We start from the raw sequence: 18568 nt of genomic DNA, 5'->3' as shown, positions 1-18568 counted from the left end.
TTTGTCTCATTGTTGGATGTCGAGGAAAGCAGGCCGCCCGAACACGCGCCGCGGCTGCCCATGTTGACTTTCGCCAAGAGAAATCATAGCGCGGATTGCCACTTTTAAAGCACAGTTATCCGGTGGATTTGCCGTCTTTTGTTTGGGCAATTTACGGAAATCACCGTGGTAAATCGCGTTTTTGGCGAGAATCGGCAAACTGACGGCAAGGCAGGAAATATTATCAAAAGCCAATCCGTTTCATCAAGCCGTCATAAATCTTCTTTACCATGGGTAACATGTTCATGGCCCGTCCAGAGGCCGTGCCGCCACATCCACCTATGCACACTCTCGCCCTCCCCACCGCCGCGCCGCCCGGCGCGACGCCATCGAACGTGGCTTACCTGAAGCCGCCCTCGGCCCCCATGACCATTGAAGGGACGGATGCCTTGCACGAGATCCTGGCGGGCCGCAAGCTCAGCGCGCTGTTCCAGCCCATCATCCACATGCACAGCGGCGACATCATCGGCTATGAAGGCTTGATACGGGGGCCGTCCGACAGCCCCCTGCACGCGCCGATGAATCTGTTCAAGGTGGCGCGCGCGCATGACCTGACCCTGGAAGTGGAGCACCTGTGCCGGCAAGTGGTGCTCGAACGCTTTGCCGAACTGCAACTGCCGGGCAAGCTGTTTCTCAACGTCAGTCCTGAATGCTTGCTGTTGCGCAACGCGCGCCATGGCGAAACGCTGGAATACATCGAACACATCGGCATCAATCCGGACCGTGTCATCATCGAGCTGACGGAAAACCAGCCCACCTATGATTACGAACTGATGCGCGAAGCGGTGCTGCACTATCGCAACATGGGTTTCCAGATCGCCATCGACGACCTGGGCGAAGGCTTTTCCAGCCTGCGCCTGTGGTCGGAACTGCGCCCGGAATACGTGAAGATCGACATGCATTTCATCCAGGGCATCAATAACGACCCCGTGAAACTGCAGTTCGTGCGCTCGATCCAGGAAATCGCGGAGAAATCGGGCACCCTCGTGATCGCCGAAGGCATCGAGGCGCAGACGGAATTGCTCGTCTTGCGCGACCTGGGCGTGGCCTTCGGACAAGGCTATCACCTGGGCCGGCCCCATGCCGTGCCGGCGCGCGCCCTGCCGGCCGAAGTGGTGCAGGCGCTGGGGCGCAACGGCGTGGCCGTGTATCCGCAGCGCAGCAGCCTGGAAAAGAACGGCGCCAGCATCCGCAAGCTGCTGCACCGCGTGGCGGCCGTCTCGCCGCAAGTCAACAATAACGAGGTGTACGATATCTTCCTGAAGGAACCGAAGCTGATGATCATTCCCGTCGTCGACGACGGTGCGCCGCTGGGCCTGATCAGCCGCTTCGAGATGATCGACCACTTCGCCCGCCCCTATCAGCGCGAACTGTATGGCAAGAAGTCATGCAGCCTGTTCATGGACGCGACGCCCCTGATCGCCGACCACGAGACGAGCTTGCAGGAACTCAGCTACACCATGGTGCAGTCGGACGCCCATCACCTGTTCAACGGTTTCATCATCACCGAACACGGCCGCTATCTGGGCATGGGCACGGGACACGACCTGATGCGTGAAATCACGCAGATGCAAATCAACGCTGCCCGTTACGCCAACCCGCTCACGCAATTGCCCGGCAACGTGCCGATCAACGAGCATATCGACCGATTGCTGCACAGCGGCGCCCGCTTCTGGGTCTGCTATTGCGACCTCGACCACTTCAAACCCTTCAACGACGTGTACGGCTACCGCAAGGGCGACGACGTGATCCAGCTGACGGGAGAAATCCTCAGCAGCCATTGCGACCCGAACCGCGACTTCATCGGCCACATCGGCGGCGACGATTTCATGATCCTGTTCCAGAGCGAAGACTGGGAAACGCGCTGCCAGGCCATGCTGGACGACTTCGCGGCCGCCATCCTCGCCTATTACAGCACCGGCGACTGCGAACGGGGCGGCTACATCAGCGAAGACCGGCAAGGCAAGAAAGTGTTTTATTCCTTGATCAGCCTATCGCTGGGCGTCATCAAGGTCGAGGCGCACCAGTACTACACGCACCATCAAATTGCCACGCAGGCAGCCGAAGCGAAGAAGCAGGCGAAGAAAATCCACGGCAACAGCCTGTTCCTGGACCGTCGCCAAGGCGCGGGCGTGGCGCGCATGGATGCGTAGCCAGGGGTGATAGTCAAAAGCTGGACGGAGACAGGCCAGGCGCGCTCAAATACGCACGAGGTCGCCAAACGCTTTGCTGCTGCGGGCATCGGGTACGAATACCAGGCTGATGCGTGCGTCATCGCGGCGCGCCAGCAGACGGTAATTGCCTGCGGGCACGTCGACGAACAGGCCACCATATGCCGTGTCCGGTTCCAGGCCGCCGCCGGTGACGTCTTCCCCGGCGCCGATGAAGACGCGGCCGGAGGCCACGGCCAGATGCACGACCACATGCGGCTCGGCAAGTTCGGCACGCAAGGCGATGTCATACGCGCCGTCGCCGCCCACGTTGAAAAACGCCACGTGCCCCGCGTTCACGGCCGCCAGTTCCGCGCCGGGAATACTCCACCAGTCGCAGTCATCTTCCAGCTTGTGGCGCAAGAGGGCCGGGTCGAACACGCACAGGGTGGCCGTGCCAGTCACGATTCTCGTCATGCCGCCAGTGGCGCCGGTCCCAGCAGTGGCTGGCTCTCCATGTACTGTGCGCTGGCCCCGGCATCCCACGGGAAATGACCATCGCGCGACGGCCAGACGATCTGGTACATGGTGAAGTCATCGCCCTGGTAATACCAGCGCGCATAGCCGACATAGTCGCGGTATTGTTCGACAGGCACGCGCACGAAGGCGCACGGATGGCCTTCCAGCAAGGCGTCCGTGGTGGCCGTAAAATCCGCGACGGCGCCGCTGCGCGCGGCGTCCAGCGCCACGTCGAGTATCTGGTGGGCCATGGAACGCGGCAAGCCCATGATGAGAAATTCGGGCTGGCCGAAGCTGTGGCAAGCACCTATCGTGAAGGCATAGCCGGGACCTTCTTCATCGGCACTGATATGCACGCCATGCCAGCCATGCGTGGCGATGTCGTCGATGACTTTTTGCTCGGATGCATCCTCGCCTGCCTGCCTTACCATGTTCCACCTTTCACTGCGCCTAAAACCATGCCGCCTGCGCGACATGCCCTTCGGCAATTATCGCATGGGGCGCGCGCGCGTGCGCGCACGGTGACGGTGCGTCAGTCGCGCGGCGGCTGCGGCGGAGAGCGCCCCTGATGCCATTGCCGCATGCGCTGCCGCGCCTCTTGCAGCTGTGCCGGCTCCAGCCTGGCGGCTGCCGCTTCGCGGGCCCTGGCCGCCCCGCTGTCGCCCCCCTCGGCCGCCAGCGCCAGCCACATGTAGCCGCAAACGGGATCTTTGTCCACGCCGCGCCCGCTGTTGTACATGCCGCCCAGGTTGTACTGCGCCAGCGCATGGCCCTGGTCAGCCGCGCGCGCATACCATTGCACGGCCAGGCCATCGTCCTGCGGCACGCCATGACCGCTCGCATACATGACGCCCAGGTTGTTTTGCGCGCTGGCATCGCCCTGCTCGGCCGCCGTGCGGTACCAGCGCACGGCGCACACCTCGTCGCGCTCCACGCCCTGGCCATTGGCATACATCACGCCCAGGTTGAACTGCGCATTCGACGCGCCCTGGGCCGCCGCCCTGGCATACCAGTCCAGCGCCTGGCGCAAGTCGCGGGCGACGCCGCGTCCGCCCGCGAACATGCCGCCCAGATTGTATTGCGCCATGCAGTGGCCTTGCAGGGCGGCGCGCCGGTACCAGACAACGGCGCGCGCCTCGTCCTTGTCCACGCCCTGGCCGCGCGCCAGCATCAGGCCCAGGTTGAACTGGGCGTCGGCGTCATCCTGCTCGGCCGCCCGCTGCAGCCAGGCATAGGCGCGCAACTGGTCGGGCGCCACGCCCAGGCCCTCAGCATAGGCCACGCCAAGCTGCCGCTGCGCCACGGCCAGGCCCTGGGCGGCGGCCTGGCGGAACCAGGCCAGCGCCTGCGCATCGCTTTGCGCCACGCCCTGACCCCGCTTGTAGACGAGCCCCAGGTTCAGCTGCGCCTGCGCATCGCCCTGCAAGGCTGCCTTGCGGAACCAGGCCAGGGCCAGCGCATCGTTCTTTTTCGCGCCCAGCCCCTGGGCATAGGCTTCGCCCAGCAAGGATTGCGCGCTGGCCACGCCCTGTTCGGAGGCACGGTAAAACCACGCCAGGGCCAGCTCGTCGCTCTGCAGCACGCCCCGTCCCTTGCGGTACATCTGCCCCAGGTTTTGCTGGGCCGAGGCATCGCCCTGGCCGGCCGCGCGACGAAACCACAGCACGGCGTCCTCGTCGCTCTGCGCCACGCCGCGGCCGTGGTAGTACAAGGCCCCCAGGTGATTCTGCGCGAACGCCAGCCCTTGCAGCGCGGCCAGGCGTAGCCAGACGAAGGCGCGCGCATCGTCCTGCGCCACGCCTTCGCCCTTCTTGTACATCAAGCCCAGGTTGAACTGCGCGTAGGCATTGCCCTGCTCGGCAGCCGTGCGGAACCAGATATACGCCTGGTGGCTATCTCTGGCAGTATGGTGCTTATCCATGTGCGCCCCCATCCACATTGCGCTTGCCGGCAGCACGCGCAAAACGGCGGCCCAGGGCGGCGAAATCGTGTGTTGCTTAAATTTTAAATTCGATGCGGGGAAAGGACTTGAGCAGGCTCAAACGAAATAACAAAATTATATCGTTTTGATGAGCCCGCTTCTAGGGAAACGGAGATCAGCGGCGCGACGGGTGCTTTTGCAGGAATTGCGGGACCTTGGCGGCGGCCAGCTTGTTCAGCGACACCAGCAGGTCCGCGTCGACATCGGCGATGCCATAGCTGCTGCGCAAATGCCGGCCGATATGGATCAGCACTTGCGCCGCCACTTCCGCGTCGGACTCGGCCCTGTGGGCCGCGCTCTTGAAGGCGATGCCCAGCTGGCTGGAAAGCAAGCCCAGCTTGTAGCTGGCCATGCCGGGAAACACGCGGCGCGACAGTTTCAATGAGCACACAAGCGACTGGTGCGCGGGCGCCAGGTTCAGCCTGGCGCTTTCCGCACGCAGGAATTTTTCATCGAAGCTGGCATTGTGCGCCGACAAGGCATCGCTGCCGATGAAGTCCAGCAACTCCGGCACCACCTCGGCCACGGGCGGCGCCTTGTCGACCATGGCTTGCGTGATGCCCGTCAAGCCCGTGATGAACGAGGGAATGCGCGCATTGCAGTTGATCAGGGTCACGTAGCGGTCCGTGATCCGCCCGCCCTCGATGCGCAGCGCCGCCACTTCCGTGATGCGGTCCCCCATGTCGGGAGACAGACCGGTCGTCTCGAAGTCGATCATGACGATCGGTTTGTCAAACACATTCATGGGGCGCTCTTTCGTGGGTGCGGCAATGGGTGATGATTATCAACCAAATTTACGTACGGCGTCCAGCGCCAAGCCCGCACCAATACTGCCGAACAAATCGCCCTCGACCTTGCGCGCGGCCGGCACCAGGGCGGCGATCTTTTCGCGCAGCAGGCGCACGCCGGACGAGCCGCCCGTGAAGAACACGGTGTCGACGTCTTGCGGCGCCACGCCCGCGTCGCGCAGCAGGCGCAGCACGGTCTCTTCCACGGAGCCGCACAGGTGGCCGATGGCGTCGTCGAATTGCGTACGTTTGAGCAACAGGCTTTGCGCGGGCGACAGGCGGTCCAGCTCCAGCTGCACTTCGGCCGCCTCGGACAGGGCGATCTTGCCCTCTTCCACTTTCATGGCCAGCCAGTGGCCGGCGCGCTCGTCGATCAGCGTTTGCAAACGCTTCACTTTGTCTTGCTCACGCGCATCGCGGCACACGTCGGCCAGCTGCACCCAGATCTTCTTGGTGTAGGCCAGGTTGATCGTGTGCCAGGTCGCCAGGTTGAAATAGTAGCTGGACGGTACTTCGCTATTGTTATGCAGACGGCTGCCATAGCCGAGCAAAGGCATGACGGAAGACAGGCTCAGATATTTATCGAAGTCCGTGCCGCCGATGTGCACGCCGCCGGTGGCGAGAATATCGTCGCGCCGCTCGGTTTTTTTCGCCCGTTCCGGCGACAGCCGCACCAGCGAAAAGTCGGAGGTGCCGCCGCCGATGTCGGCGATCAGCACCAGTTCTTCCCTGGCGATTTGCGACTCGTAGTCGAAGGCGGCGGCAATCGGCTCGAACTGGAAGGCGACGTCCTTGAAACCGACGGAACGGGCCACATCGGCAAGGGTGTCTTGCGCCAGCTGGTCCGCTTGCGCATTATCGTCGATAAAGAAAACGGGACGGCCGAACACGGCGGACGAGAATTCGCGGCCGGCGGACTGCTCGGCGCGGCGTTTCACTTCGCCAATGAATTGCGCCAGCAACATGCGAAATGGCAGCGCGCGGCCGCCCACTTCCGTCTGGCCATCGATGAGGCTAGTGCCCAGCAAGCTTTTCAACGAGCGCATCAACCGCCCCTCGTAACCGGCCAGATAGCCGGCCAGCGCCGCGCGGCCAAAACTGACTTCCTCGTCTTCCGCGTTGAAGAAGACGACGGACGGTAAGGTCGTCTTGCCATCTTCCAGGCCGAGCATGGTGCTCTGCCCGGGACGTGCCCAGCCTACCGTGGAATTTGACGTGCCGAAATCGACGCCGCAAGCATTGGCCATGTCGACCCTTCCCTGAATAAAGGGGCGTTATCTTATCAGAAGGCAGGCCATTGCACCAGCAAAACCGGTTCGGCGGGGTCAACAGCATAAGCTTGCTTTGCATCAAGCACCCGCCGCGCGCAAAAGCTACTCTTGGGAAACTAACGCCGAGCAACTCGGTCAGTTCCCGGAGACCCATCGTGCCCCTCGCCCGCCTGCGCCGCCCGCGCCACCTGCCCGCCCCCGTGCTGGCGACCTTCCCCGTTTTCCTGACCGTGCGCGGCACCGTCAGCGGGACGGAAGCGAGCGCCACGGCGGACTTTCCATTACCCCCTGGCCAGCGATTTCAGCGCCCGCCGCGTGGACCCGCCGGGACGCCTCAGCCCCTACGGCGGCGGCCCCTGCGACAGCCCCGATTGAGGCGCGGCCCGGCACTTGTCAATCAATCACATTTTTTGCAACATGAATAAGAAAACACTCTTGCCATAGGGCAATCTTTTACGCTATGCTCATTCTGCCCGCCCGAGCCGCCACAAGCGGCCGGGCCTGCAAGAATCCGTTGAGACAGGTTGCTTGCCAGACCAATATGCGAAAAAAGAATACTGTAGCCCGGACACCCAGCACCACCAGCCGCGCCATTCCCGGCGCGGGACGGCGCGTGACCTCGTATGACGTGGCCCTGCTGGCCGGCGTGTCGCAATCGGCCGTGTCGCGCTGCTTCAAGCCGGGCGCCAGCATCTCGCCAGCCACGCACGCCAAGGTCATGCAGGCGGCCATCAGCCTCGACTACATCCCCAACGCGGCCGCACGCAGCCTGATCACGCGCCGCTCGAACCTGGTGGCCGTCATCATTTCCAACCTGGCCAATCTTTACTATCCGCAAGTGCTGTCCGACCTGAGCCAGCAAATCGCCCGCCAGGGCAAGCGCCTGCTCTTGTTTACCCTGGAGCGCGAAGCGGACATCGGCAAGGTCTTGAACGATGTGTGGCAATACCAGGTCGATGGCGCCGTGGTGGCCGCCTGCCTGTCGGACGAGCAGATGGCCGAATTCGGCCGGCGCGACGTGCCGCTGGTGCTGTTCAACCGCAGCCCGCGCGAGCACGCCGTGCATGCGGTGCTGTGCGACCAGGCCGAAGCGGCGCGCCTGCTCGTCTCGCGCCTGGCCGAGGCGGGCCACCGCCAGTTCGCCATCATCGATGGCCCCGGCGACTCGGCTGTCGCGCAGGAACGCAAGGCCGGCGTGCTGGACCGCTTGCTGGCCCTGGGCTTGCCCGCGCCCATCGTCGTCAGCGGCAACTACGATTACGCCAGCGGCGGACACGGCTTGCGCAAGGTCATCGACCGCCTGGGCCGGGTGCCGGACGCCGTCATTTGCGGCAACGACATCATGGCCATCGGCTGCCTGGACACGGCGCGCCACCAGATGGGCATCCAGGTGCCGCTGCAGATGTCGGTGGCCGGTTTCGACGCGCTGGAGGCGTCGGGCTGGCTCAGCTACGACATCACCACCCTGCGCCAGCCCGTGCAAAAGATGGCCACCGACGCCGTCGCCATGCTGGGCGAACTGATGGAACGGCGCGGCGGCAGCGCCGAGCGGAGACGGTATTGCTCGTATCTGGTGGAGGGGAGCACGGCCAGGCTGACTGCTGAGCAGCCCCACTTCGGCATGATGGCCGCCGCCTGAAAACAAAACAACCTCGCATCGCTGCGAGGTTGTTTGTTACGGCATCGCTTATATCAGCCGAATATCTTGCCCTTGAGCATATTCAAACCCTGGCTGACGAGGTCATTGCCTTCCGGTACCTGACCATTCGGCGTCAGCTTGTCGATCAGCTGCGGCAGCAAGGCTGCCAGGCCGCCCGAGGCCGCGTCCGGGGCCATGCCCGCTTTTTCGGCGATCTGGGTGATCGTGTCGGCACCCAGCGCATCCTTGATCTGTTCGCCGGAAACGGGCGCATTGGCGCCGGTGCCGATCCAGCTGGCCACCTGGTCGCCCAAGCCGCTTTCCTGGAATTTCTGCAGCAGGCCGGGCAAGCCGCCATGCTGGTTGACCAGGTCCATCACAGTGGCCATCAATCCCGACGGGGCTTCCCCATCCGCACCCTTGTTGCCCAAAGCGCTCATCGCCTGTCCTGCAAGTTGGTCTAGCAAACTCATCGTATTCTCCTGAACGCTATCGATTCGTGCCGCGTGACCGCGGCGTCCGGCATGGCGCAGACCATTCTCCGCCATGGAAATCATTATACTATGAATAATAACAGTGCCATAATTGCAATTTCAAGAGGGACACACGGACAGGCTCAATGTCGAGCCGCCCACCTCCATCATATTTAGTTCAGCACAACTTGCAAGCGTAAATTGACGATTCGCAAAAACGTGTAGAATTAATTTTCCTACTTACTGAGGAGTATCAACACATGAACATCAATAAAGCGGTAGACAAGGCTTACGAGAAAAAAACGTTCAAGGAAATCGCTGATGCCCCCGTCGATGCGCTGCAAGGCGTCAGCGAGAAGGATGCGGAACTGCTCAAGCAGGCATTCAATGTCAAGACCGTGCGCGACCTGGCGAACCTGAAATACGCAAAGTGGGCGCGCGCCATCGTCACCCTGGCCGATACGGAAGAATAAACCGGGCCATGCCCCGGGCACTCCCGTCAGCACAGCCCGCCCCATTCGGCGGGTTTTTTCATGCCGCCCCACTATCGGCTGGCAAGCCGCTAGCCGCGCGGAGGCGCCGTTGGCCACGCCGCTGACCCTGCCAGGCATCTGCTGGCCCCTGCACGCGAGCACGGGCCGCCTCGCCGTCACCACGTCCCTCATCACTGGCCACTTTCGCGCCGGCGCGGGAGAGGACGCCATCGTCCTGTGCGATCTGCTGCCAGCCGGAAAGTTTCGCAACGGCGCGGCGCGCCAATGGTGCCGCACGCACCAGTGTTACTGGGGCACGCAGGCCGACCTGGCCGCCTGGCAGGCGACGCGGCAGATGCGTTGCCGCCAGCACGCCAGCCCCATGGGCTATGTGCTGTATCCGGCCCTGTTCGACCCCAGCCAGTTTCACGCCACCACCTTGCGCCTGGGCACGCACGGCTTGCTGCAACTGCACGCCCGGGCCAACGACGGCGGCGCCCTGTTCTGCCGCGACCTGCCTGCCCTGGCCATCGACTGCCGCGCCCTGCCCGGCCTGTTCCCTCGCGACGTCGTGCAACTGAACGTCACGCCAGCCGCCGCGCACGCATTTGCCGCCGCCTTGCAGGCCGGCGCGCCGCTCGATTGCAGCGACTGCGCCCGCTGCGGCCACCCGCATCTGGACCTGGACAGCTTCGCGCTGGCGCCGCACCGGCGCCACAGTTGCGGCCACTGCGGCCATGACGCCTCGCACAGCGCCGCGCCCATCGTCTCGACGCCCCTGTGGCGCTTGCGCCACCACATCACGCCATGCTTCTGAAGGTGCGCCGGGCCACAGTCGGCCCGCTCGCTGGCGCGTAGACTGCTCCCATCACCACCACGACGACGCTTCCATGCCACACGCGCAACACCGGGATGAAGATGGCCAGCCAGGCGACGCAGGCGATCTGTCCGACCTGCTCAGCGAATTGCGCATCCTCTTGCCGGGCGCGCAGATGCTGACGGCCTTTCTCTTCCTGCTGCCCTTCAATGGCGGCTTCGCGAAGATCGTGCAGGCGAATAAGATCGTCTTCCTGCTGACTTTTTTCCTGTCCATGAGCAGCCTGGTGCTGCTCAGCGCGCCAGCCATCCAGCACCGCATCATGCGCCCCCTGCAAGACCGCGCGCGCTTCAAGCGCACGGCCGACCGCATCATGATGGCCGGCGCCCTGTCGCTGGCGCTGGCGTTTATCCTCGGCACGAACCTGGTGATCTCGGAAGTGTTCGGCCACGTCGCCGGCATCGTCGCCTGCGCGCTGATGGGCTCACTCATCGTTTGCATGTGGTGGTGGCTGCCACTGCACTTGAAGCACGCGAGGAAAATCTAGGCGACGACGCCCGCCTGCTGCAGCAAGGTTGCGCGGAAGATGCCCACCAGCGGACGCAGGTTCACCTTGTGCCAGGCCAGCCACAAGGGCGTGCGGTAGCTGAACCACGGCAATTCCCTCACGACGACGCCGGCCGGCGCGTGCTGGCGCAGGCTGTGCTGGATCATGGCCATGCCCAGCCCGGCCGCCACCAGACCCAGCGCCGTCAACGGTTCCGTTGCTTCCATGCGGATATCGGGCGTAAAACCGGCGCGCGCGCAGGCGGCGATGAAGTTATCGTGTTTCAACACGCTTTCCTTGTGCAGCACGGCAATCCACTCCTGGCCCGCCAGGTCGTCCGGGGTCAGCTCGGCCTTGGCCGCCAGCGGATGCGTCGCCGGCAGGGCCAGCAGCATGGGGTCGCTCAGCACTTGCGCGCCATCGAGGTCCGGGTCGTCCGGCAGCGGCGGTTCGCACAGCAGGGCGATATCAAGGCTGCGCTGGCGCAAGCCTTCGATCTGCTCGGCCGAATGCAGGTTATACAAGGCCACGTGCACCTGCGGCCGCGTGGCCCGCAAGGCCCGCAAGCCATCGGGCAGCACGCCCGCGTGCATGGCGTTTTCGATGTAGCCGATGCACAAGCCCCCTTCGTCGCCGCGTCCCAGGCGCTTGGCCAAGGCTTCCAGGCGGTTGCCGTGGGTGATGAAGGCGCGCGCTTCGGCCAGGAAGGTATGGCCGTCGCGCGTGAGGCGGATGCGCTGGGCGCTGCGCTCGAACAGGGTCAGGCCCAGCTTGTCTTCGAGCTGGGCGATCTGCCGGCTCAGCGGCGACTGGGAAATATGCAGGCGCTCCGCGGCGCGCCCCACGTGTTCTTCCTCGGCGACGGCGATGAAGTATTGCAATTGGCGAATATCGAGCATGTCAGACCTTATAGGACTTAAGTTGCGCAAATTATGTCTTGGACAGGCTTAACTTGTCCAGCTATTCTGTCTTCACTGACTCACTCATTAAAGGAAAAACATCATGACGATCAAACACTTACTGACTGGCAAACTGGGTTTCGGCACGGCGCCGCTGGGCAATATGTTCCGCAACATTCCCGAGCAAGAAGCGCTGGCCACCGTCGACGCGGCCTGGGACTCGGGCATCCGCTATTTCGACACGGCCCCGTTCTACGGCGCCGGCCTGGCCGAACTGCGCCTGGGCGCCGCCCTGAAGCAGCGCCGCCGCAACGATTACGTACTCAGCACCAAGGTCGGCCGCCTCATCCTCGATGAACTGGAAGACCCGGCGGCCCGCGAACTGGGCGAAAAAGGCGGCTTGTTCGAATTTGGCCGCAAAAACAAGATCGTCGACGACTATTCGGCCGACGCCACCCTGCGCTCGATCGAAGACAGCCTGAAGCGCCTGGATACGGACCGTCTCGACATCGTCTGGGTGCACGACATCGCCCAGGATTTCCACGGCGACAACTGGCTGGCGCAATTTGACATCGCCCGCACGGGCGCCTTCCGCGTGCTGACCCGCTTGCGCGAAGAAGGCGTGATCAAGGCCTGGGGCGTGGGCGTGAACAAGGTCGAGCCGCTGGAACTGACCCTGGACCTGGCCGAAGCCCAGCCGGACGCCTTCCTGCTGGCCGGCCGCTACACCCTGCTCGACCATGAACGGGCCCTGCAGCGCCTGATGCCGGCCGCCGCCAAACAAAACGTCGACATCGTCGTGGGCGGCCCCTACAGCTCGGGCATCCTGGCCGGCGGCGCGCATTTCGAATACCAGAAAGCGTCGCCCGAGATCATTGCCAAGGTCGAGCGCATCAAGGCCATCGCCGCGCGCCACGGCGTCAGCGTCAAGGCCGCCGCCCTGCAATTCTCGCTGGCCAACCCTGCCGTGGCTGCCGTGATCCCCGGCGCCAGCCGTCCGGAACGCCTGGCCGAAGACCAGCAGGCATTGCACGGCGTCATCCCCGCCGCCTTCTGGCACGACATGCGTGCCGAACAGCTCGTGTCGCCATTCGCCCCGCTGCCAACTGGCGCCAACTAATAGATAAGGAATACATATGGCACACACCACCACCTCGATCGACATCGCCGCCACGCCGGCGCAAGTATGGCAACTGATCGGCGGCTTCAACTCCCTGCCGGACTGGCTGCCCTACATTCCCAGCAGCAGCCTCAGCGACGGGGGCCGCATCCGCCACCTGGCCAACCCGGCCGGCGACGTCATCGTCGAGCAACTGGAAGCGTACGACAACACGGCGCGCAGCTACAGCTATTCCATCCTGCAGGCGCCGTTTCCCGCCACCGATTACTTGTCGACCCTGCAAGTAAGCGCGATCGCCGGCAGCGACGGCGCGCGGGTCACCTGGTCGGGCCGCTTCACGCCCGTGGGCGCGAGCGAGCAGGAAGTGACGGAGCTGTTCCACGGCATCTATGTCGCGGGCCTGGAAGCGCTGCAGCAAACGCTGGCGAACTAAGACCATTTCCGCCACAGCCGGGTTTTCTTTGCTGGTCCTGTGGCGGAATCGCGCGCATTCCGTGTTATCGTTAACAACAACAGCAATCGCTGTTGTGTGCAGTGCAGCAGATTTTAGCCGGCGCCCTGCAGAGCTTGCCCGAATCTTTTACAATGTTGTCCTTGGGCAGCTCCTATCGCCCGAAAATACCGGCCATCCGTCGACTCTGGTGGCGCATTGCCACCTCCGGCTGGGCCATTGCGCGCCCCGCCGCCCTGTCATTCTTTACCCAACTAACAAGAACATGCACGCCTCCGTAGATCCCCTGATTCCGCGCGTCACCGCGCCTTTTGGCGCTGCTTATGCCGACCTGGCCCTGGCCATCGGCGGCCTCGCCATCGGCACGGGCGAATTCGCCTCCATGAGCATCCTGCCCGTGGTGGCCGACGACCTGGGCACGACTTTGCCGCAGATGAGCCACATGATCAGCGCCTACGCGCTGGGCGTGGTCATCGGCGCTCCCCTGATCACGATCTTCCTGGCGCGCATGCCGCGCCGTCTGATGCTGATTTGCCTGATGCTGATGTTCGCTGGCGGCAACTTGCTCAGCGCCATCGCGCCCAACTACGGCTTGCTGGTGGTGGCGCGTTTCGTGGCCGGCATCCCGCACGGCGCCTACTTTGGCGTGGCGGCCCTGGTGGCGGCCGCCCTGGCCGAACCGGACCGGCGCGGCCAGGCCGTGGCCAGGGTCCTGATGGGCTTGACCGTGGCGAATATCTTCGGCGTGCCGCTGGCAACCTACATCGGCCAGACCCTGGGCTGGCGCTCGGCCTTTTTGCTCGTCGCCGCGCTGGGCTTGTTGACCATGCTGATGGTGCGCATCTTCGTGCCGACGGTGGCCGCCGGCGATTCCAGCCCGCGCCGCGAACTGGGCGTCTTCCGCCGCCTGCAAGTGTGGCTGACCCTGCTGATGGTGGCGATCGGCTTCGGCGGCATGTTCGCCGTCTACACGTTTATTACGCCAACCTTGCTGGAAATCACGAAAGTCTCTCCGCTGGTCATCTCGATCTTGCTGGCCATCATCGGTGTCGGCATGACGGTGGGTAATCTGATCGGCGGCTGGCTGGCCGACCGCTCGCGCCTGTGGACCATCTTCGGCGTGCTGTTGTGGAACGTGGCCGCCCTGGCCGCCTTTACCTATACCAGCAGCAACGTCTGGCTGACGGCCATCAACCTGTTCGCCATCGGCGCCGGCATCGCCGTCGCCCCGGCCGTGCAGACGCGGCTGATGGACGTGGCCGGCGACGCGCAAACGGTGGCCGCCGCCCTCAACCACTCCGCCTTCAACATCGCCAACGCGCTGGGCGCCTGGGCCGGCGGCATCGCCATCGCCATGGGCATGGGCTTGCGCTCGACGGGCTGGGTGGGCGCCATGCTGGCCTGCGGCGGCATCGTCGTGCTCGGCATTTCCGTGCTGGTGGAAAACCGCAGCCGCAACCTGGGCGGCGCGCAGCCGGCTTGATGCTAACGAGAGCGGCAGCCTGCACAGGCGGCCGCTCTCGGGAAATGCGGGCCATCCACCGCAGCCCACTGCGGCGTGGCGGGATACAGGAGTTGAATTTCTTCCGCCAAAGAACATCGCAAAATCATTTATGCGTTCTCCCCTGGGCACTCCACACAGCTTGCCCCAAAAGCTGATCGCCAACGGCGATAGTCAATCCTGGGATCATCGACCTCCGACAGCATGCGCCCCACCTCATGAAAACCGAACAGGCTGACGCAGGCACGCAGCTCGGCGTCATCCACCTCATCCTCGCAGGCGTCGAGAAACAACTCCGCCAGCCCCCCCTGCAACGAAGCGTAGCTGCACCATACCTCGTCAATATTTTCCAGGCTGCAGCGTTCAAAGCGGCCGTTGGCGGGATTGAAGTAATCGAGCACCATGCCGCATTCCCACAAAGCCACGATGCCACGCCCGGCAATAGGCGAGGCACGCCACGCGCGTGCCTCTCGACAACGGTAGTCCAATTGCGACGCAACGCTGTCACCATCCAGATGGCACAGCATGGCTTCCGTGAGTCCAAGCGCGCGCAGCACCTTGTTGTCAATCGTTCGCACCTTACTTGATGTCATGGCCATTGGAAGCCTGTCGGCTGTATTCGCGCTCGAACGCGGCCAGGCTGTCCGCCTGCGCCCACAGGGTGGCGATATGGTGAAATTCATCCTCGAACGGCTGTTCGAAATCGGACACGTCCGTCGCATATTCGCAATTGCGGCTCAGCATGACGAGCCAGTCGGGATAGGCAAGCGCCGGATACAGACGGGTAAAGATGGCGTCGAGCGACGACACGCTTTCCCGGCCCGCCAGGTAGGCGGCGCGCAGTGCGACGATGTATTTTCCGGCCAGGAATTGTTCACTGAGCCGCTGCGTTCCCCGTTAGCGCTCGATGATCACCTCGGCCAGCGGCAGCACCTCATCGCGGCCCCGTGCGCTGGCCAGCAGCACGACTTCCAGGTCGTCGCCTTCCTGATCGAGACGCAAGCGCTCCACGGCCCAGTCCACGCAGCGGTCCGCCCGGCCATCGCCATGGCGCAGCCGGAAGCATTCCAGCTCAAGTTCCATCAATTGTTCCATTGTTATTCTTCTCGTGCGCGTCAATAGATGCGAATGAACGTCGTGATTCAACGACGCCCCGGCTGACGGCCATCAACGGCGATTGGTGCCCGCCACGTGGAACGATGATTGTTGCGGGTAGATTATACGACAGGCAGTGAAAAGCCCGCGCCCGCGATCACGAGCGGGAAGAATGGAAGCGAGAATGGAAGCGCGCTTCGACAGGGAAGAGAGAGAAACGATTAATTATCCTGCCGCGCTGCGGGGCATTTAATCAGAACCTGGTGAAACAATAAATAAATTGGAAATATATAAAAAAATATATACTTTCTCGCACGCCAGGAAAATATTCTTTTAAAGAAACATCAAAACAGGCCATGCGCGCCGCATGCCGAACATGGCCCTTGTCCGATTATTGCGGATTCGACGCCACGATGAATGGATCGAAGGTCAGCAGGGTATTACCTGCCAGCAACAAGGTCATCGTATATTGCACATTGCTGCCTTTGGCATTCACGCGTCCGCCCCATACGGTGTTGTCGTATTGCGGGTAAGGCGCCGGGTTGACCATGCCGCTGGTGATGGCGGTGCCGGCGAAGTTGTGGATGGAAACCTGCTCGGCCGGGTCCAGCGAGCTCACGTTCCAGACGATGGTGTCGCCGTTCTTGCACGTCGTCACCAGTTCATTGCCGCCTTCGTTGCCATTGCCCGAGTAGCCGGTCGTATCGACCATGAAGACATACCTGCTCAGATCTTTTTGTGCCACTGCCTGACCAACATTGACCGCTACCAGTACATTAATTGTTGCCATGGTTTTACCCCTCTTTGGAATGGAATTAAACATTACAACTATCCTTTGTGCGATGAAATAATGAAGATCCAGTCACATCACCGGCAGCGCCATCGGCGCAAGCGGATTCGATCACTGGCGCATAAAAATACGCGAAATGTATCAATTAAAAATACACAGAATATATCAATAAATCACCAAATCTATCGATAAGATCATGTGCCATATGATCAATGAGATTTCTTCACCCTCATTACCGCAACCACGAAGAGAGAATATTTTATTTATTTTTTCAAGTCAAATTATTTTTAATAATATTTAGAATCTATCCATTAATAACATTTAATTTTTAAATGAAATTTCTTATATATTGAATATTGGCATTCCGTGTTTGATTTACCGCAAACAATAGAGGTATACGACGGAAAAAGATGATGGGGAGAGGGAAAACAGGCGCAGGCAATGGGTGCCGCATGGGCGCGGCTGGCCCTGCGACGACTCAGCGCGTTTGCAGCATCTTTTGCAGCACCGCATCGAGCTCATAAAAATCCACGGGCTTGGTCAGATGTAAATCAAAGCCCGCATCGGACGCCATCTGGCGGTCCTTGTCCTGGCCCCAGCCCGTGACGGCCACGAGGATGGCGTCCTTGCCGCAGGGTTCGCTGCGCAACAGCCGCGCCACCTCATAGCCGTTCATGTGCGGCAAGCCGATGTCGAGCAAGATCACTTGCGGCATGAAACTGCGCGCCGCCGCCATGCCGGCCCGGCCGTCATAGGCCGTGCGCACGTCATAGCCAAGGATGTCGAGCGCCAGCGCCAGGCTTTCCGCCGCGTCGGCGCTGTCATCGATCACCAGCACGCTGCCCTCGCGCGTGCCGGCCAGCAAGCGGCGGTTGGCCGGCGCTGGGGCTTCCAGCGGCACGGCGGGCAGCGGCAGGCGCAGCGCGAAGGTGCTGCCCTGGCCCACGCCGTCGCTGTGCGCGCTGACGCTGCCGCCATGCAATTCGGCCAGGCCGCGCACCAGCGACAGGCCGATGCCCAGGCCGCCCTGGGCGCGCGACAGGGCCGGTTCCAGCTGAGAAAACAGGTCGAACACCGTGTCCAGATGCTCGGGCGCGATGCCGATACCCGAATCGCGCACGCTGACGCGCACCTCCTTGTCCAGGCAGGCCACCTCCAGCCCGATAACGCCGTTGGCGGGCGTGTACTTGACGGCGTTGGTCAGCAGGTTGGCGATCATCTGTCCCAGGCGCGTCGCGTCGGCATCGAGCCAGATGGGCTGCGGCCATTGCTCCACCAGCACCTTGTGGCCGGCCTGCGCGGCCAGTTCCGCCACGCTGTGCAGGGCCGCTTCCACCACGGGCGCCAGTTCCACGCTGGCGCGGCGCAATTCCAGTCGGCCCCGCGTGATGCGCGACACTTCCATCAAGTCGTCGACCAGGTGCGTCATGTGGCCCACTTGCCGCCCCAGCACGTCGCGGGCCCAGCGCAGCTGCGGGTCGTCCAGCTGCGCCAGGCGCAGCACTTCCAGCACGTTGCGCATGGGCGCCAGCGGGTTGCGCAGCTCGTGCGCCAGGGTGGCCAGGAACTCGTCCTTGCGCCGGTCGGCGGCCGCCAGCTGCTCGTTGAGCGCGCCGGCCTCCTTGCGCGCCAGCTGCAGCTGCTGCTCGTACTTGCGCCGGTCGCTGGCGACAAAGACGGCGATCTCGTCGTAGCGCACGCCATCATGTTCGCGCCGCACGGCGTTGAACAGCATGGGGATGGATGCCCCCTGGCGCTGGCGCATGTCGAGCAGGATTTCCGACACGCTGCCCTGCACCTGCATCAGGGGCAGCCAGTGCGTCTGGTGGAATACGCGCCCGCCGATGGTCAGCAAGTCCTGCAGTTTCTTTTTCCCCAGTATTTCCCCGGCGCCATAGCCGAGCCAGCCACAAAAGGTGGCGTTCGCCTGCACGATGGTGCCGTCGGCCGTGCACAGCAGCAAGCCGCAAGCGGCGTGCTGGAACAAGGTGCTGGTATCGGGCAAAGAAGGCATC

21 protein-coding genes are annotated in these 18568 nt (G+C 63.0%); 8 read left to right on the top strand and 13 right to left on the bottom strand.

The window, feature by feature from the left end:
- Nucleotides 1-6: 6 nt before the first annotated feature.
- Nucleotides 7-234 (bottom strand): hypothetical protein, encoded by a 228-nt coding sequence (locus J0O65_RS21460; RefSeq protein WP_215409224.1) that lies wholly within the window; start codon nucleotides 232-234, stop codon nucleotides 7-9.
- A gap of 170 nt (nucleotides 235-404) precedes the next feature.
- Between J0O65_RS21460 and J0O65_RS21455 the strand changes: the two genes are divergently transcribed.
- The gene (locus J0O65_RS21455) at nucleotides 405-2192 is read left to right on the top strand and encodes a GGDEF domain-containing protein (protein WP_215409421.1); all 1788 of its coding nucleotides are present in this window, start codon (nucleotides 405-407) and stop codon (nucleotides 2190-2192) included.
- 45 nt (nucleotides 2193-2237) lie between these two features.
- On the opposite strand, the gene J0O65_RS21450 is transcribed toward J0O65_RS21455, so the two are convergent.
- From J0O65_RS21450 to J0O65_RS21430, 5 genes are all read right to left on the bottom strand, one after another.
- Entirely contained in the window at nucleotides 2238-2666 is a 429-nt protein-coding gene (locus J0O65_RS21450) for a DUF6386 family protein (RefSeq protein ID WP_215409223.1), read from the bottom strand.
- Nucleotides 2663-3139, bottom strand: a complete 477-nt coding sequence (locus J0O65_RS21445) for a DUF4262 domain-containing protein (RefSeq protein WP_215409222.1) — start codon at nucleotides 3137-3139, stop codon at nucleotides 2663-2665. Before J0O65_RS21445 ends, J0O65_RS21450 begins: the two co-directional genes overlap by 4 nt.
- A 101-nt stretch (nucleotides 3140-3240) precedes the next feature.
- On the bottom strand, nucleotides 3241-4629 hold the full coding sequence (locus tag J0O65_RS28170; RefSeq protein WP_215409221.1) for a tetratricopeptide repeat protein: 1389 nt from the start codon (nucleotides 4627-4629) through the stop codon (nucleotides 3241-3243).
- Between the two features lie 175 nt (nucleotides 4630-4804).
- On the bottom strand, nucleotides 4805-5434 hold the full coding sequence (locus J0O65_RS21435; RefSeq protein WP_215409220.1) for a 3'-5' exonuclease: 630 nt from the start codon (nucleotides 5432-5434) through the stop codon (nucleotides 4805-4807).
- Nucleotides 5435-5473: 39 nt separating this feature from the next.
- On the bottom strand, nucleotides 5474-6724 hold the full coding sequence (locus tag J0O65_RS21430) for an Hsp70 family protein (RefSeq protein ID WP_215409219.1): 1251 nt from the start codon (nucleotides 6722-6724) through the stop codon (nucleotides 5474-5476).
- 565 nt (nucleotides 6725-7289) lie between these two features.
- Between J0O65_RS21430 and J0O65_RS21425 the strand changes: the two genes are divergently transcribed.
- A complete protein-coding gene (locus J0O65_RS21425) occupies nucleotides 7290-8387 on the top strand; it encodes a LacI family DNA-binding transcriptional regulator (RefSeq protein WP_215409218.1) in 1098 nt (365 codons plus the stop codon).
- 53 nt (nucleotides 8388-8440) lie between these two features.
- Here the strand turns inward: J0O65_RS21425 and J0O65_RS21420 are convergent, their stop codons facing one another.
- Entirely contained in the window at nucleotides 8441-8860 is a 420-nt protein-coding gene (locus tag J0O65_RS21420; protein ID WP_285896812.1) for a YidB family protein, read from the bottom strand.
- A gap of 260 nt (nucleotides 8861-9120) precedes the next feature.
- Here J0O65_RS21420 and J0O65_RS21415 point away from each other — a divergent pair, with 260 nt between their 5' ends.
- From J0O65_RS21415 to J0O65_RS21405, 3 genes are all read left to right on the top strand, one after another.
- A complete protein-coding gene (locus tag J0O65_RS21415) occupies nucleotides 9121-9333 on the top strand; it encodes a hypothetical protein (protein ID WP_102299139.1) in 213 nt (70 codons plus the stop codon).
- Between the two features lie 109 nt (nucleotides 9334-9442).
- On the top strand, nucleotides 9443-10150 hold the full coding sequence (locus J0O65_RS21410) for a hypothetical protein (RefSeq protein WP_215409216.1): 708 nt from the start codon (nucleotides 9443-9445) through the stop codon (nucleotides 10148-10150).
- Nucleotides 10151-10223: 73 nt separating this feature from the next.
- A complete protein-coding gene (locus J0O65_RS21405; RefSeq protein ID WP_215409215.1) occupies nucleotides 10224-10697 on the top strand; it encodes a DUF6328 family protein in 474 nt (157 codons plus the stop codon).
- Here the strand turns inward: J0O65_RS21405 and J0O65_RS21400 are convergent.
- Nucleotides 10694-11596: a LysR substrate-binding domain-containing protein gene (locus J0O65_RS21400; RefSeq protein WP_215409214.1), complete on the bottom strand. Its 903-nt coding sequence runs from the start codon at nucleotides 11594-11596 to the stop codon at nucleotides 10694-10696. The two genes, J0O65_RS21405 and J0O65_RS21400, sit on opposite strands and share 4 nt — an antisense overlap.
- A gap of 103 nt (nucleotides 11597-11699) precedes the next feature.
- On the opposite strand from J0O65_RS21400, the gene J0O65_RS21395 reads away from it, so the two are divergent.
- The 3 genes from J0O65_RS21395 (at nucleotide 11700) to J0O65_RS21385 (ending at nucleotide 14650) form a co-directional block, all read left to right on the top strand.
- Nucleotides 11700-12716 (top strand): aldo/keto reductase, encoded by a 1017-nt coding sequence (locus J0O65_RS21395; RefSeq protein ID WP_215409213.1) that lies wholly within the window; start codon nucleotides 11700-11702, stop codon nucleotides 12714-12716.
- Nucleotides 12717-12732: 16 nt separating this feature from the next.
- Nucleotides 12733-13149, top strand: a complete 417-nt coding sequence (locus J0O65_RS21390) for an SRPBCC family protein (RefSeq protein WP_215409212.1) — start codon at nucleotides 12733-12735, stop codon at nucleotides 13147-13149.
- Nucleotides 13150-13432: 283 nt separating this feature from the next.
- Nucleotides 13433-14650 (top strand): MFS transporter, encoded by a 1218-nt coding sequence (locus J0O65_RS21385; protein WP_215409211.1) that lies wholly within the window; start codon nucleotides 13433-13435, stop codon nucleotides 14648-14650.
- Between the two features lie 128 nt (nucleotides 14651-14778).
- Here J0O65_RS21385 and J0O65_RS21380 read toward each other — a convergent pair whose 3' ends face one another.
- From J0O65_RS21380 to J0O65_RS21360, 5 genes are all read right to left on the bottom strand, one after another.
- A complete protein-coding gene (locus tag J0O65_RS21380) occupies nucleotides 14779-15267 on the bottom strand; it encodes a hypothetical protein (RefSeq protein ID WP_215409210.1) in 489 nt (162 codons plus the stop codon).
- On the bottom strand, nucleotides 15248-15478 hold the full coding sequence (locus tag J0O65_RS21375; protein ID WP_215409209.1) for a hypothetical protein: 231 nt from the start codon (nucleotides 15476-15478) through the stop codon (nucleotides 15248-15250). Before J0O65_RS21375 ends, J0O65_RS21380 begins: the two co-directional genes overlap by 20 nt.
- Nucleotides 15479-15565: 87 nt before the next feature.
- Nucleotides 15566-15763, bottom strand: coding sequence for a hypothetical protein (locus J0O65_RS21370; protein ID WP_215409208.1), 198 nt, complete (start codon nucleotides 15761-15763; stop codon nucleotides 15566-15568).
- A 391-nt stretch (nucleotides 15764-16154) separates the two neighbouring features.
- On the bottom strand, nucleotides 16155-16553 hold the full coding sequence (locus J0O65_RS21365; protein WP_215409207.1) for a DUF8788 domain-containing protein: 399 nt from the start codon (nucleotides 16551-16553) through the stop codon (nucleotides 16155-16157).
- A 478-nt stretch (nucleotides 16554-17031) separates the two neighbouring features.
- Nucleotides 17032-18567 (bottom strand): hybrid sensor histidine kinase/response regulator, encoded by a 1536-nt coding sequence (locus J0O65_RS21360; protein ID WP_215409206.1) that lies wholly within the window; start codon nucleotides 18565-18567, stop codon nucleotides 17032-17034.
- Nucleotide 18568: the final 1 nt, after the last annotated feature.

It is taken from the genome of Janthinobacterium sp. JC611 (assembly GCF_018682595.1).
Lineage (GTDB): Bacteria > Pseudomonadota > Gammaproteobacteria > Burkholderiales > Burkholderiaceae_D > Janthinobacterium.
Note: the sequence above shows the minus strand (reverse complement) of the source record. Positions and strands in the feature narration are given on the sequence as shown.